Annotated in this window: 15 protein-coding genes; 9 read left to right on the forward strand and 6 right to left on the reverse strand. The window is 66.0% G+C overall.

The features are described 5' to 3' along the window. Nucleotides 1-70 precede the first annotated feature (70 nt). Nucleotides 71-340: an RNA polymerase sigma factor gene (locus N1027_RS06375; RefSeq protein ID WP_259506283.1), complete on the forward strand. Its 270-nt coding sequence runs from the start codon at nt 71-73 to the stop codon at nt 338-340. A gap of 31 nt (nt 341-371) precedes the next feature. Here N1027_RS06375 and N1027_RS06380 read toward each other — a convergent pair whose 3' ends face one another. Then, entirely contained in the window at nt 372-1,130 is a 759-nt protein-coding gene (locus N1027_RS06380) for a GNAT family N-acetyltransferase (protein ID WP_259506284.1), read from the reverse strand. 158 nt (nt 1,131-1,288) lie between these two features. Here N1027_RS06380 and N1027_RS06385 point away from each other — a divergent pair, with 158 nt between their 5' ends. The 3 genes from N1027_RS06385 to N1027_RS06395 all read left to right on the forward strand — a co-directional run bounded on the left by N1027_RS06385 (nt 1,289) and on the right by N1027_RS06395 (nt 5,969). Further along, nucleotides 1,289-2,218 carry an SDR family NAD(P)-dependent oxidoreductase gene (locus tag N1027_RS06385; protein WP_259506285.1) on the forward strand — a complete coding sequence of 310 codons (930 nt, stop codon included), beginning with the start codon at nt 1,289-1,291 and terminating at the stop codon, nt 2,216-2,218. A gap of 20 nt (nt 2,219-2,238) precedes the next feature. Next, nucleotides 2,239-3,072 (forward strand): NAD(P)-dependent oxidoreductase, encoded by an 834-nt coding sequence (locus tag N1027_RS06390; protein ID WP_259506286.1) that lies wholly within the window; start codon nt 2,239-2,241, stop codon nt 3,070-3,072. A gap of 152 nt (nt 3,073-3,224) precedes the next feature. Further along, the gene (locus tag N1027_RS06395; protein ID WP_259506288.1) at nt 3,225-5,969 is read left to right on the forward strand and encodes a helix-turn-helix transcriptional regulator; all 2,745 of its coding nucleotides are present in this window, start codon (nt 3,225-3,227) and stop codon (nt 5,967-5,969) included. A gap of 30 nt (nt 5,970-5,999) precedes the next feature. Here N1027_RS06395 and N1027_RS06400 read toward each other — a convergent pair whose 3' ends face one another. From N1027_RS06400 to N1027_RS06410, 3 genes are all read right to left on the reverse strand, one after another. Next, complete coding sequence (locus tag N1027_RS06400) at nt 6,000-6,839, reverse strand: alpha/beta fold hydrolase (RefSeq protein WP_259506289.1); 840 nt, start codon at nt 6,837-6,839, stop codon at nt 6,000-6,002. Nucleotides 6,840-7,006: 167 nt separating this feature from the next. After that, nucleotides 7,007-7,483, reverse strand: a complete 477-nt coding sequence (locus N1027_RS06405) for a RidA family protein (RefSeq protein ID WP_259506291.1) — start codon at nt 7,481-7,483, stop codon at nt 7,007-7,009. A gap of 79 nt (nt 7,484-7,562) precedes the next feature. Next, on the reverse strand, nt 7,563-8,414 hold the full coding sequence (locus tag N1027_RS06410; protein WP_259506293.1) for an alpha/beta fold hydrolase: 852 nt from the start codon (nt 8,412-8,414) through the stop codon (nt 7,563-7,565). A 253-nt stretch (nt 8,415-8,667) separates the two neighbouring features. Between N1027_RS06410 and N1027_RS06415 the strand changes: the two genes are divergently transcribed. After that, the gene (locus N1027_RS06415; protein ID WP_259506294.1) at nt 8,668-9,090 is read left to right on the forward strand and encodes a hypothetical protein; all 423 of its coding nucleotides are present in this window, start codon (nt 8,668-8,670) and stop codon (nt 9,088-9,090) included. A gap of 9 nt (nt 9,091-9,099) precedes the next feature. On the opposite strand, the gene N1027_RS06420 is transcribed toward N1027_RS06415, so the two are convergent. Continuing rightward, entirely contained in the window at nt 9,100-9,714 is a 615-nt protein-coding gene (locus N1027_RS06420; protein WP_308199780.1) for a pentapeptide repeat-containing protein, read from the reverse strand. Nucleotides 9,715-10,224: 510 nt separating this feature from the next. Here N1027_RS06420 and N1027_RS06425 point away from each other — a divergent pair. Next, on the forward strand, nt 10,225-11,091 hold the full coding sequence (locus tag N1027_RS06425) for an AraC family transcriptional regulator (protein WP_259506296.1): 867 nt from the start codon (nt 10,225-10,227) through the stop codon (nt 11,089-11,091). Between the two features lie 45 nt (nt 11,092-11,136). Beyond that, on the forward strand, nt 11,137-11,661 hold the full coding sequence (locus N1027_RS06430; protein WP_259506297.1) for a GrpB family protein: 525 nt from the start codon (nt 11,137-11,139) through the stop codon (nt 11,659-11,661). A gap of 19 nt (nt 11,662-11,680) precedes the next feature. On the opposite strand, the gene N1027_RS06435 is transcribed toward N1027_RS06430, so the two are convergent. Then, nucleotides 11,681-12,877 (reverse strand): epoxide hydrolase family protein, encoded by a 1,197-nt coding sequence (locus N1027_RS06435; protein WP_259506298.1) that lies wholly within the window; start codon nt 12,875-12,877, stop codon nt 11,681-11,683. 96 nt (nt 12,878-12,973) lie between these two features. Between N1027_RS06435 and N1027_RS06440 the strand changes: the two genes are divergently transcribed. Next, the gene (locus N1027_RS06440; RefSeq protein ID WP_259506300.1) at nt 12,974-13,582 is read left to right on the forward strand and encodes a TetR/AcrR family transcriptional regulator; all 609 of its coding nucleotides are present in this window, start codon (nt 12,974-12,976) and stop codon (nt 13,580-13,582) included. 218 nt (nt 13,583-13,800) lie between these two features. Beyond that, on the forward strand, nt 13,801-14,586 hold the full coding sequence (locus N1027_RS06445; RefSeq protein WP_259506302.1) for a maleylpyruvate isomerase N-terminal domain-containing protein: 786 nt from the start codon (nt 13,801-13,803) through the stop codon (nt 14,584-14,586). Nucleotides 14,587-14,596: the final 10 nt, after the last annotated feature.

The raw sequence follows: 14,596 nt of genomic DNA on the forward strand, positions 1-14,596 counted from the left end.
CACGCATGTGGATGTTCGTGACCGCGCGGAACGTGCACCTCAACTACCAACGTGGTGCGCGGCCCGCGAGATGCTCGCCGACCGGCTTCGACTCGACCTCTCGGGCGCCGAAACGACGAGCGGCGTATCCGCAGAGCTCCTTGACGTGCGCGCCTCCGTGCAAGCCCTCCCCGACGGTCAACGCGAACTGGTCATGCTCATCCACTGGGAAGGATTCACCCTCCCCGAGGCCGCGCGGATCGTGGGCATCCGGGAATCGACAGCCCGCGGCCGCTACCAACGCGCGCGCATCACCCTCCATGCGCACCTCAGACCACAAGGAGCAGACGCTCAACTCTGACGAGACAGAACGAGCGAGAACCGGGTGTGGTTCAGGACGCTGCAGGCAGGAACATCGTCCATTGTTCTTCGAGTTCGAAGCCCAAGCGCTCGTAGAGGGGGAGGCCGAGCGGGGTCGCGTGCAAGTACGCCGAGCGCGCGCCACGGGCAACTGCGTCGGTGATCACCGCTTCGGTTGCGAGAGCGCCGAGACCGCGCCGCCGATGGGAGGGCACGACCGCGATGTTGACGAGTCCGACCGTGTCTCCGGAAACGATGCCGAAGCTGGTGGCCACCGGGACACCCTGATCCTCGACCAGGAACCCGCGCATGCCGGCCGCGCCGAGCACGGCGGGTGAGGCCAGAGGCGCCAGCAGTGGTCGTGGCGCACCGAAGGCATCGGCGAGAGTGTCGCCGTACGCAGTGTCGCCCGGGTCGACGGCCCTCACGGTGATTCCCTTCGGCAGCGCGCGCTCGCCGGGTGCCTCACCCAGGTCGCGGCCGAGAAGGGGAAGCGGCACAGCCATCGTCAACCCGCGCTCGGTTGCGGCCTCGACGATGGCGGCGGATGGGGTCGTTCGCACTTGCAGCGACCAGGGCCCGGTGACCTCGTATGCTGCCACAGCCGCGGCGACGACTGTCGGATCGGGATCGCGGTCAAGTGCGAGCACCCCGTTGAGGTTCGGAATCGGCACACCACTGGTGAGGGTGAAGATTCCCGGCGTAGCTGCGGATGCGGTACCTCCGAGGGCTGAAGCGAGTCGAGTCAGGGCGTCGCGCCAGGCGTCGACGAAGAAGTCACGGGAGGTCATCCCGCAATCCTAGGAAAGCCCACCTGGGAACATCTCGCTCAGCCTCGAACCGCTACCGGTAGAGGGGCTCGTTACTGGGGTGCTTCATAGATTCGGGGGGAGACCGCACCTGGTCAGATGGTGACTGATCAGTGCTACAACGAAAGGAACACCGGACCATGTCACCACGAATCACCACCCCCTTCGATTCCCGCTCGACCGCCGATGAGGTCAGCGCCGGCGTGGATTTGACCGGCAAACGAACCATCGTCACGGGAGGCGCCTCCGGCATCGGAATAGCGACCACCACCACCCTTGCCCGGCGCGGTGCGACGATCACCATCGCGGTGAGAAATGTCGACGTGGGCCGCGACGTCGCACAACGCATCGCAGCAGAAACAGGTAACGACAAGATCGACGTTCGCGAACTCGAACTCACAGAACCCGACTCCGTGCGCCGATTCATCCGGAACTGGAACGAACCTCTCCACCTCCTCATCAACAATGCTGGAGTCATGGCGATCCAGGACCGGTCGCTGGCCCAGACCTGGGAAACGCAGTTCGCAACCAATCATCTCGGCCACTTCGCGCTCGCAACCGGGTTGCACGACTCGCTGGCCTCGGCCAACGGGGCTCGCGTCGTTTCGGTCAGCTCGTCAGCCCACCTGTTCTCTCCCGTCGTCTTCGACGACATCAACTTCAACTTCCGTCCTTACGACCCCCGGTTGGCCTACGGCCAGTCCAAGACGGCCGTGATTCTCTTCGGCGTCGGCGCGCGCCTGCGGTGGGCGCACGACGGCATCACGGTGAACACGCTGAATCCGGGAGCCATCGCCACACCCCTCCAGCGTCACGTGGGCGGCACGCTCGCCACCCCCGAAGATCAGCAGAAGACAGCAGAACAGGGCGCCGCCACAACCCTCCTCCTCGCGACATCCCCGCTTCTGGACGGAATCAGCGGACGCTACTTCAACGACAACCAGGAAGCGGAAGTCACCGACCACCGACCCGAGGATCTGACGATCTTCTCCACCAAAGTCGCGAATTACGCGCTCGACGAAGACAACGCCGATCGGCTCTGGCAGATCAGCCAGAGTGCCGTCGACTAGCACCACGAAAGGATGCTGACATGTCTGAACAACCCACCATCGGCTGGATCGGTCTGGGTGACCAAGGCGGGCCCATCGCCCGAGCCATCGCCGAAGGCGGTTACCCCCTCCACGTCTGGTCGCGCAGCGGCCGCTTCGCCGCCCTCGAGGGCGTTCCTTACACGCCGCACGCCACGCCCGCCGAGCTGGGCGCCGTCAGCGACATCGTGGGTCTGTGCCTGAGCGAAGACAAGGACAACACCGAGGTGCTGACCGGGGGCGGACTCCTCGATGCTCTCAACCCCGGAACCGTCTTGATCAACTTCGGCACGGGTCTCCCCGCCGCAGCCGTGGAGTTGACCCGCTTGGCCGCAGCACGCGACGTGCGCGTTGTCGACGCCCCGGTCAGTGGGGGTCACGCCGGAGCCGTTGAGAAACAACTCACGACCATCGTCGGCGGCGACCCCGAAGTCGTCGAGAAGCTGCGCCCGGTCTTGGAGACGTTCTCAGCCACGATCGCCTACATGGGAGGTGCTGGCGCGGGCCAGGTCGGCAAGCTGATCAACAATGCCATGCTGATGGCCAATCAGAAGAACATCAGCGACCTGCTCGACCTCGCCGTCGCTGAGCACGTGGACATCGACGCTCTCGTCGATGTGCTGCGCAACGGCACCGCCTCCAGCAGAGCCCTCCAGTCGCTCGGTTCCGCGATCACGACCGAGAACGCCGAGCATCTCAGCACACTGCAGCTGATCGACATGGACATCTTCCGCGAGGCCTTCGACGGCCACGGACCAACCGTCGGGGTCATCACCGAGCGCGCCATCAGCGGCGCCGAAGACCTGCCCAAACTCGCCGCCCTCATCACCCGCTAGCAGCACCTCCGCAGCTGCGGAAGACACCAGGGACTTCGGCCAGTCGCGTTCGGCCCTTGAGGGTTGTGGTGCACAGAGAACTTCGTTATGAATGGCCCTTATCCGGCACCGAAGGACGGGTAAGCCATGTTCGGGTTGTATGGGTTCGCGCGATGACTGAGCCACCGCTCATCGGTCGCGAGCCTGAATGCCAGCTGTTGGACGCGCTCGTGGAGTCTGTCAGCACTGGCCTCAGCGGATCGCTCGTCTTCCTCGGGGAGCCCGGTGTGGGCAAGACGCGCCTGCTCGAACATCTCACGGAGTCGCCGGCGCAGATCATCCGTCTGGTGGGCATCGAATCGGAGTTCAGCATCGGCTTCGGAGCTCTCCACCGACTCCTCCTGCCTTTTCGGGAACACTTCGCTGATGTGCCGGTGCCGCAGCACAACGCTCTGCTCACGACGTTCGGTGCTCTCGACGAGCCGCCTCCGCCGAGATTCGTGCTCGGGCTGGCGGCTCTGAGCGTTCTGGCTGCAGCAGCGCGGGCCGGTCCGCTGATCTGTGTCATCGACGACGCCCAGTGGTTGGATCAGGAATCGCTCGAGGTTCTGAGCTTCGTGGCGCGGCGGGTCTACGCAGACAGCTTGGGATTCGTGTTCGCGGGGCGGGAGCACTACGACGCTCTCGAGGCACTCCACGGGCTCCCTACTCATCATGTGCTGGGGCTGGCGCGGAAAGCGTCACACTCTCTGCTCCAATCTGTGCGACCCGGCGCGGTGAGTTCGTCGGTCGCAGCGCGCATCGTCGCAGAGACCGACGGGAACCCGCTCGCGATGCTGGAACTGCTCAACCAGCTGACATCGGAGCAGCTCGCCGGCAGACTTCCGCTCCCGCAGCAACTCCCCACCGGGCGCGGGCTCACCGCACACTTCCTACGTCAGCTCGAAGTGCTGTCGCCGGAGACCCGGTCGTTGCTGGTCTTGGCTTCTGCGATGTCGACGGACGATCCGTCCACATTGTGGCGTGCCGCCGCGTTGCTCGGGATACCGCACGATGCGGCAGACGGCGCTCACGACCTCGATGTCTTGTCCATCGGCGACACGGTGACGTTCCGTCATCCACTGATTCGATCGGCCGTCTACCACGCGGCAGAACCTCGGCAACGGCGGCTGGCACACAGCGTGATGGCGACGATCGCCGAGATGGACGACCACGCCGACCTCGCTGCATGGCACCGGGCGGCTGCCACCAGTGCCCCCGATGAGGATGTCGCCGCCGATCTCGAACGATCCGCGGAACGCGCCGAACGCCGCGGGGGTCAGCTGGCTCGGGCACGGTTCCTCGCACGAGCGGCCGAACTCTCTCCCGCACCGGAAGAGCGCAGCGACCGGATGTTCGGAGCTGCGGAGGCCTATCTCGCGGCCGGCGACGGCATCCTCGCGGAGGCGCTGCTCGACAAAGTCGCTCCCCGGCTGGAAGCGGATGGAAGACACGTCGACGTTCAACGGATGCGCGCGCTGCTGGCGATGTTCCACCATCGTCACCGAGATGCCTGGACGATTCTGCTGGAAGCGATCGGCAGCGCCGACCCGTTCGACGAAGACCTCATCCGGGGCATGATGTTCGAGGCGCTCCGCGCCGCTTTGGGCGCCCGAGACGACACCGACCGCGTGACCGCCGAGGAGATCGCCCGTACGGTCATCGATTATCTGCGCGACAAGGAGCCGCCGGTTTCCGCGCGGGACATGTTGCTCGAGGGGCTTGCGAGCCGGTTCGCACTCGGGTACTCGCAGGCAGTGCCCCTCCTTCGAGACTCCGTCAGGGCTCTCTTCGCTGACGGGAACGAGCCGTTGGATGCTCATTCATCGCCTGTAGCGGGCTGGTTCGCTGCCGACGAGATCTGGGACGACGACGGTCGACGGGCGCTCTTCGAGCGAGGGGTCGAGGCAGGACGCCGGCACGGGGTGCTGAGCGTTCTGCAAGTCTCTTTGGCTGGACAGTGCGTTTCTCACTGCTGGGCAGGGGAGATGGCTGCAGCAGAACGAAGCTGCTTCGAAGCCGTTGAGATCACGGCGCTCATGGGTCTTCCTCGACCCGTCGGGCTCGGGCCCGCGATTCATCTGCGGGCCTGGCAGGGGCGGGAGCAGGAGTGCCGGGAGCACGCACGTGAGGCTGCTGCCTGGGGTGCGCAGTGGGGTTCGCTCTATCTCGAGATGTACGCCTGGTCGGGCCTGACTGTGTTGGAGATGGGACTGGGCAACTACACCGAGGCGCTGGGCCTCGCGCTCGCGATCTCCGAGAGGGACACACTCGGTTTCGGCAGCACCATTCTTCCGGAGGTCGTCGAAGCAGCCACTCGAGCAGGCGAGCCGGAGGCGGCGGCCACAGCACTGGCGAAGCTCGAAGAACGGGCTGAGGCGAGCGCGACGCCCTGGGCTCTCGGGATGCTCGCCCGCTCTCGGGCGATCCTGGCCCATGATTCCGACGCGGAACGCCTCTATCTCAGGTCGATCGAGCTCCTTCTCCAGACCTCGCTTCGGGTCGAGGTCGCCAGAACGCAGCTTCTTTACGGCCAGTGGCTTCGCCGTCAGAGACGACGGCGCGACGCGCAGGTGCAGCTGTCCACCGCCCACCACTTCTTCGAGACGACGGGTGTCGGCGCATTCGCCGCCCGTGCCGGCTCCGAACTTCTGGCGACCGGCCTGAAAACGGTGCAGGTGACGGGTCGGGGCAGAGCCGATCCAGGACTCACCCCGCAAGAAGCGCAGGTGGCTCGCCTCGCTGCCACCGGCGCAACGAACTCGGAGATCGCGGTTCAGATGTTCCTCACCACATCGACGGTCGAATATCACCTGAGCAAAGTGTTCAAGAAGTTGAACATCACCTCTCGGAGGCAGTTGGGTCACGTCATGCAGTGACGCGCCCCTGAGCCACGTGTTCCGCGATCGCTACGAGGGGTCTTCGAGGAATCGCAGGATCTCCTGATTGACCTCTGCGGTGTGGGTGACGGGGTTGATGTGGGGACCGCCGTCGATTTCGACGTAGCGGGCCGCCGGGAGAGCTGCGTGTGCTCTGGCCCCCTGCCCGTCGATGGACAGGATGCGGTCGGCCGTGCCATGCATGATCAGCGCCGGCACGTCGAACCGTTCGAGATCGGCGGTGAAATCCTCGAGCCACCCCCGCGGGCACGCCCAAGTCGCGTACGGCGACGCATCCGCGCCGGCCGACCACATCGCTCGCACGGTGTCTTCGCTGACGAGGGTGCCCTGATAGTCGTCGAGGTTGAGGAAGTTGCCCATCATGCCGGTGAGCCAGGCGAAGCGGTCGTCGAGGATGGCCTGCTGGACTCCTTCGACCCCTGCCTCGTCGACACCTTTCGGGTTGTCGTCGCTGTGTGCGAACGTCGGGGTCAGGCTTTCGATCAGCACGGCGCTGCGGAGCCGTTCCGTGCCGAACCGGCCGATGTATCTCGCCACTTCGCCGGTGCCGAGGGAGAAGCCCACGAGTGTGACGTCGCGCAGATCCAGCTTCCGAAGCACGACGTCGACGTCGGCGCTGAGCGTGTCGAAATCGTAGCCGGTGATCGGGGCGCTCGAGCGGCCGAACCCGCGTCGGTCGATGCGGATGACGCGATACCCGGCATCCAGCAGGGGATGCAGCTGGGGCTCCCACGAGCGGGCATCGAACGGCCAGCCGGCCAGAAGGACCACGGGGCGACCGGTGCCCTGGTCCTCGTAATACAACTCGATGGGTGCCGAGTTCTCTTCTCCGACGGTGATGGTGGTCATCAGTGCTCCTTTGCTGGAACTCCTCTTCGAGTCCGGATGTCTCGCAATAGCACCACGTTGCGCCCACGGCCGAATCCTGGAGACACCCCAGTGTCAAGCGAGGGAGGGCCCGATGGTGAAAGGGTGGGTGCTCGCCGACGTTCGCAGGCGTTCGTCGCGTTCGGTCGTCAGTCGATGCGGAAGATCGCTTCGATCTCGGTCGCGATGCCGAAAGGCAACGAGCTCACGCCGATCGCGGAACGCGCATGGAGGCCGGCATCGCCGAAGAGCTGGATCAGGAGTTCGCTCGCGCCGTCGGCGACGAGGTGGTGCTCTGAGAAGTCGTCTGTCGCGTTCACCAGCACCAGGAGTTTCACGACCTCGATCACGCGATCGAGCTCGCCGATCTCAGCCTTCACCGAGGCCAGCAGCGACAACATCGTCAGCGCTGCAGCAGCCTTTCCCTGCTCGACCGAGTAATCGCGGCCAAGTTTTCCGGTGAACACCGCCGATCCGTCGCGAAGTGGCCCGTGCCCGGAGACGTAGGCCATGTCGCCGGCGACCTTGACGGCCACGTATGTTGCGGCGGGCGCGCTGATCGCGGGGAGCGCCTTGCCTGCCTTCGAGAGGATGTCTTCGGGCCTGTCGATGGGGTCGCTGAGCATTGTGGTTCCCTTTCGTCGCATTGCGAAGTCGATGGGGGCCCGATGGCGCAGCGCCATCGGGCCCCGGAGTCGAGCGGCGCTACTTGTTCTGCGCGGCCATTTCGATGATGTCGGTGACCTTGTTGGGAACCTCGAGCATCGAGAGGTGGTCGGCCTTGGCCTTCACCACGACGCCATGTGCGCGGTTCGCCATGTCGAGCTGTTCAGCGGCAGGGATGACTTTGTCGTTGGTGCCGATGAAGAAGTAGCTCTTGATGGTCTTCCAAGCCGGGTCTCCCGATGGGGTTCCGAGTGCATCGGTGGCGAGAGGCGACTGGCTGGCGGCCAGCACCTGCGTCTGCTTCTTGGGCAGATCGGCGGCGAAGATCTTCTGGAAGAGTTCCGGCTTGACGTAAGCGGCGTTGTACGTCGCCGTCTGGGTGTCGTTCTGGAACTGCACGAAGTTGAACACCGTGCTCGGGTCGGGAACGGCCAGGAGCGAGCCGGGCTGGGCGCCGGTGAGCTGCACGACGGTCTCACCCTTGTCGGGGGCGTACGCGTCGATGTAGACCAGTGCCTTCACGGTCGGGGTCTGCGTGGCCGCGTTGGTGATGACCGTGCCGCCGTAGGAGTGACCGACGAGCACGACCGGACCGGTGGTGGCCTGGTTGATGAACGCGGAAACGCTCGCCGCATCCGTGGCGACGCCGCGGAGCGGGTTGGGTGCGTTCAAGACGGTGTAGCCGTCCTTCTGCAGAGCCGCGGTGACGGGGGCGAAGCTGGATGCATCGGCCCAGGCGCCGTGCACGAGCACGATCGTGGGTTTGGCGGAGCCCGAGTTGTCGGCCGGCGCTGCATTGGCCGCAGCAGGAGCCGCGAGGCCCAGTGCGAGCACCGCCGCGGCCGCGATACCGACCGTGGCCAGCTTGGAGGGGAGCTTGGAAATGGACATTGTTGTGCCTAACGTGGCGCCATGGCGCCGGATCGGGATGGGGATATGGGCGCCATGGCGCCGTATGGGGGGTGGAAGCAGCCGGGCGCCGACCTGGCGGACGGGCCACGGATCCGCGACTGAACAGCACGCTAGCCAGCGCCCGAAGTGGTGTCGTGGCCCTTTGACGGACACCCAACACGATCCGACGCGCATGCCAGAGTCGCGGAATGTCGGTCGACCCGCGGCGACATTCGTCGAATAGCCTTGCCCCATGTCGCGGCAAAGATCGACTCGCATCACCGTGGCGCTTGCAGCCGCGATGGCTGTCGGGTTGGTCGGTTGCACCGCGAGTGGTGAACTCGACGTGTTCATCCGCGACCAGACCGACTCAGACGCCCTGCCCGCATCCGCCTTTCCCGGCATAGGAATCGTCGCCACGTCCACGCGCCTTCTCTGGGTCGGCGACGAGATGACCATTTACGCAGCGAAAGGCAGCGGCGACAACACTGGCCGAACGTGCCTCGTCATGGTTCCGGAATACGGTGGCAGCTCTGCGGGGTGCGGCAGCGTCCTTCCCGTGACCCTCGGCGTGGAGGGCGAACCGACGTACATGCTCAGCACCATCGACATCGATGCCGGCAGCGACAAGTGGACGAAGGTTGCCGACCATCTCTATGTCGAGAGCCCCCAATAAGGCTTGGGGTCATCGACGACGTGTCGACCAATGCCGCGGCCGAGTGAGGGCGGCCGGTAGCACGGTGGTGTCGTCGCCCCGAGCTGCATCGAGCTGCGCTTGCGTGAGGAACAGCGCTCTGGAGAGGTCTGCTCCCTCGAGCCGAGCGTCGCGCAGATCTGCACCGAGCAGATCGACACCCGCCAGGTCGGCCCGTCGGAGATCCGCGGCGATCAGGTAAGCGCCCCGCAGATCGGCTCCGCACAGCCGACTCGATCGGAGGTCGCGACCCGCCAGGTCTGCGGAGGGATGCAGATCGTCGCTCACGCCCGCCCCGGCACGGGCATCGTAGCCGCCGCGCGCCTCCTCACTCACGTCGATCAGCGCTTGCCGCACCTCCCCGCGGATGCGCTCGATGTCTGCCGCGAGGATCTGCGACGCTTCTCCGTCGAGAACCCCGAGGATCTCGCTTCGGAGGTGGGATGGTGGCTCCGAGAGCTCCGTGGTGGTCGCCCGTTCGGAGGCTTCGGCGAGGTACCAGAGCATCTCGTGCAGCTGTCGCACGACGGCGAAAGTCCTGAACATCGTGGCGCCGGTATCGGGGCGTTCCCTCCAGCTCGCTCCACCGAACAGCTTCTGCGACACGTACTGGCCCGCACCGAAGCAGTCGAAGACGGTGCATCCGCGAAAGCCTCGTGGTCGGAGGGATGAATGGATCGAGCAGGAGAAATCGTCTGCCAGATTCAGGCACGGGCGCCCAGCCGGCTTGTCGATCGGGAAGTCGGCGGATCGTTGGAACCCCAACGCGGTACAGCAGAGGGCGAAGCAGTCGGCGCAGTTCGCGCGGAGGGTCGAGCGGTCGTCAGCGGTTGCCGAAGAAGAGTCGGTGGAGGTCATGACTGGACGGTCTTTCTGGGGTGATGTCGAGAGAGGGCCAGGGGGCTGGGGAACTCCGCAGGGAGCTCCCGATCCGGGCGCACGAAATCACCGCCCCTCGTCGGAGGAGCGAACGGGTGTCGCTGGAGGGTCTCTGGGTCACAGAGAGAAAGAACGTGTCACTGATGGCAGCGTACCGCCCGAGCATGATCCGATCGGACGGCGATAGTAGGGTGCCGGTCGAGACGACCCGGAAGTCTAGGTGTCGAAGGAGGCGCCATGATCGCAGAGCTGAACAGACTGGTCGAGCTGGTCGAGGATCGTCTGAACGACGACCTCGATGTGGCTTCGCTGGCTACGCACCTCGGCACGACGGAGTACCACCTCCGGCGGATGTTCTCGTCACTTGCCGGTATGCCGCTGTCGGAATACATCCGCCGCCGCCGCATGTCGGTCGCGGCGGCAGACGTTCTCGGAAACGGGGATCTGCTGAGCATCGCGGTGCGTTATGGCTACGGGTCGGCCGAAGCGTTCGGTCGCGCGTTCCGCGCTGTGCACGGTGTCGGCCCCGGCGACGTGCGTCGAGATGGCGGCCCCCTTCGTACGCAACCGCGGCTCAGGTTCCACCTGACCGTAGAAGGGAACATCACCATGGACACCCGCATCACTGAACGACCGGCGTTCCGCCTCGTCGGCCACGCCACCCGAGTGCCCCTCATCCATGAGGGAATCAACCCTCACATCCAAGCCCACATCGCTTCTCTGCCGGTTGCGGAGCACGCACGGCTGAAGGCGCTGGGTGACACCGAACCGGCCGGTCTGCTCCAGGTGAGCGCCGACGTCGACCCGGATTACACCGAGGGGAGCGAACTGACCTATCTGCACGGCGTCGCCGTCACCGACACGACCATGGTGCCCGACGATCTCGACTCGATCGAGGTTCCGGCCGGCATGTGGGCGGTGTTCCGCACCGAGGGAGCGCATCCGGCCGCGTTGCAGGCGGTCTGGGCGGCGACCGCGACGGACTGGTTTCCGTCGAACCCGTGGCGGCTCCGCCCCGGGCCGTCGATCGTCGCGGTGCTCGACCGCGCCGACGACTTCAGCACGGCCACCTGCGAGCTGTGGCTCCCGGTGGAACGCGCATGATCGAGTGCCCCGTGCTGTGGGTCGTGATCTCCTACGCTCATTCCAATGGTCGAATTGCAGCAGCACCAAGCGCACTGGGCCGACGACTTCCGTCTCGAGTCGGCGCGCGTCGTGGTAGCACTGGGAGCTCACGTCGATGCGGTGGAGCACATCGGCAGCACGGCCGTGCCGGGGCTGCTGGCGAAACCGATCATCGACATGGCCGTCCGTGTTGCGGCGGCCGTTGACCCGTTCGCCCTCGGTGTTCCCCTGGCGACCCTCGGCTACCACCGTCACTCCGGTGGGCCACAGAACCACGCCGTGTACGTGCGGGTCGAGGGCGACAGGCGCACACACATCCTGCACGCCTTCACTGCACCGCAGTGGGATGACTGCAACCAGCGGGTGTTCCGTGACAAGTTGTTGAACGATCCGGATGCCCGGCGTCGCTACCAGGCCTTGAAGAACTCGCTTGCCGGCGTCGCCGACGGGCGGACCTACACGGCTCTGAAGTCCACCCTCATCCAGGAGTTGTTGAACGAGGAACGCGCGGCCCGCGGGCTCCCGCCCACCACCGCGTGGGACAAATAGTTCAGCCGAGCGCTATCCCTCACGCGAGGTCGTGTTCGTCCAGGGTGGTCTGGTCGCGGAGGGTCCTCAGCCCCGCGCGAATCTCATCGACGAGGATCTCGGGCTGCTCGAGAGCGGCGAAGTGTCCGCCCCGGTCGGCTTCGCCGAAGTGGACGAGGTCACTGTAGGCGTCTTCGATCCAGCTTCGCGGCAACCGGGGGATGTCCCGTGGAAACACGGTCACAGCGACGGGCAGCGCGAGTTTCGGACCGGCCATGGTGGCCGATCGGTTCTCCCAATAGATGCGGGCCGACGAGGCAGCGCTGTTAGTGAACCAGGCGAGCGAGATCGAATCCAGTATGGCGGCGACGCTGAGGGCATCCTCCGCCAGTCCGTGGTTGTCCGTCTTGGATTGATATTTCTCGTAGATCCAAGCCGCTTGCCCGGCCGGCGAGTCCGCCAACGCGAATCCGACGGTCTGCGGCTTCGTGCCCTGCAGGTGATTCGATCCGCCGAGCGGGCCGGCGTAAAGGGCCAGGCCGTCCACCGCGCGACGCTCTTCGGGCGTCAGCGTCTCGGGAATCCGCTCGGGGAAGGCATACGGCGTGTTCAGGTGGATTCCGAGGAGGCCCTCGGGTCGGAGTGCCCCGAGAGTCGTGGTGACGGCGGCACCCCAGTCGCCACCGTGGGCCGACCACTCCTGGTAGCCGAGACGCTGCATGAGTTCCGCCCATGCTCGGGCGACTCGAGCGACGTCCCAGCCGGTTTCGGTCGGCTTTCCGGAGAACCCGAATCCGGGAAGCGATGGGATGACGACATCGAACGAGTCGCTGACAGCCCCGCCATGCGCAACCGGGTCGGTGAGCGGGCCGATCAGCTTCAGGAAGTCGGCGTTCGAACCCGGCCATCCGTGCGTGAGGAGCAGAGGCATCGCGCCGGGGTTGCGGGATCGGACATGGATGAAGTGGATGTCGATCCCGTCGATCGTGGTGACGAACTGGGGGAAGGCGTTCAGGTCCGACTCGAAGCGGCGCCAGTCGTACTCCCGCTCCCAGTACGCGACGAGCGATCGGGCATTCTCCACCCGGACGCCCTGCGACCAGTCCGCCGCAGTCTCCTGCGCCGGCCATCGCGTCCTGACCAGCCGCTGAGCGAGGTCGGCGATCTCGGAGTCGGGGATCGCGACGCGGAACGGGCGGATCTCTGTCGAGGTGGCGGTGGGGGTGGATGTCGTCATGGCGTGTCTCTCCTCGGCTCGATCAATGTGCGCAGCAGTCATTGCACACCGGTGTGCAGACTACGTCATTGCACACAGGTGTGCAATGATCGCAGCATGGAGATCACACGAGGGCGCGGCGTCCTTGACACGAAGGAGCGCATCCTCGACGTGGCCATCGACGTGCTCGGGAAGAGCCCTGACGCGGGGATGGGCGAGGTCGCCGCGGCTGCCGGCGTCGTCAGGCGCACCGTCTACGGCTACTTCCCGTCCCGCGCAGACCTCGTGCTGGCGTTGACGAAGCGCGCGGTGACAGAGCTGGCCACGATCCTCGCCGATGACACCAGCGTCGACGAAGCGGCCGACGCGGTATGGGCCGACTTCATCGCCCGTCTCTGGCCGTTGGTGCACCGCTACCGGGTGCTGGTGGTGCTTCGACGCGGTGAGTTCGGAGAAGACATCCATGCTCTTCTCGCGCCGGTCGAGAAGACTCTTGCCGATCTGGTCGAGCGAGGCCAGAGCTCGGGGGCTTTCGGTCGGCACCTGCCCGCCGATGTCCTCAGCCAGGTGGCCTGGTCGGCGGTGTTCGCCATCGTCGACAGTGACCTGACCCGCGGGACGCTCGGTGTCGCCGCCCCGACGATGACGAGCTTGCTCCTGCTCGGAGTTCCAGAACCGCGTGCTCGGGCGTTGGTCGAGCGCCACCCGGCTCACCGGAGAGAGTGAGGAAGCTTCCGCATTCCCGCGTGGCGCATCTGTAACATTCGCGGGGCGTGAGGACATACCAGGGCGCTCCGTTCCCGTGTACGAATCGGATGGCGAGACGGTGATCGGCGAGATCATCATGCCCGGCACCGCTCGCCCCCGGTCACCATGCACTGTGAATGACGGGCGGCGACGTCAATCGCTGTCAGGTCGGCGGAGCACCGTGGTAGAACGGCGGGATGCGCACGATTCTCACGTTCCCTGAACAGCTGCGGCTGATCGACGAACGGTCGGCTGCCTTCCGCGCAGCGGTCGCCGCGGCGCCCAGCCTCGATGTTCAGATGCCCACCCATCCCTCGCGCACCCTGTTCGATCACGTGCACCACGTCGGCATGGGCCGTCGCAAAGCGGCCGCCATCGTCGCCGCCGGGGCTGCGGACGGTCCGCCGGAGAAGTCCGTCTGGGGAGGCGGTACGGCTGCACCCCGGGAGCGTGAGGCTCTGCTGTTCTGGTGGGTCGAGTCCGTCGAGCATCTGTCGAGTGTGCTGCAGGAGGCAGGCCCGGATCGGCCTTGCTGGACCTGGTGGGACGACTCGCCGTCACCACAGACATCCGGGGCCTGGGCGCGGCGCCAGCTCCACGAGATCGCGGTGCACACGTACGACGTGCAGCTCGTCGGGGGTGCCCCGCGGCCGATACCGGAGGAGATCGCCCTCGACGGTTTCGACGATTGCCAGTTCACCCTCTGCGCCACGACGGTCGCCTGGCCACACGAGCCCGCGATCGTCGATTACCACGCCGCCGAGGGTCACTCCTGGCGCCTCCGGCTGTCCCATGACGGGGCACAGGTCGCCAGGCTGGCGCCCGCTGCGGGCGGAAACCCCGACGCGGCCGACGTCTCTGCCCGGGGCACGGCAAGTGACCTGGTTCTGTTCTTCTACGGCCGCCCACCGCTGGATTCGCTTGAGTTCGACGGCGATCGACGTGTCCTCGATCGCCTCGCGGCCTGGGACCCGTCCGCGTGACGACCGACGG

Source organism: Herbiconiux aconitum, from assembly GCF_024979235.1.
GTDB classification, from domain to species: domain Bacteria; phylum Actinomycetota; class Actinomycetes; order Actinomycetales; family Microbacteriaceae; genus Herbiconiux; species Herbiconiux aconitum.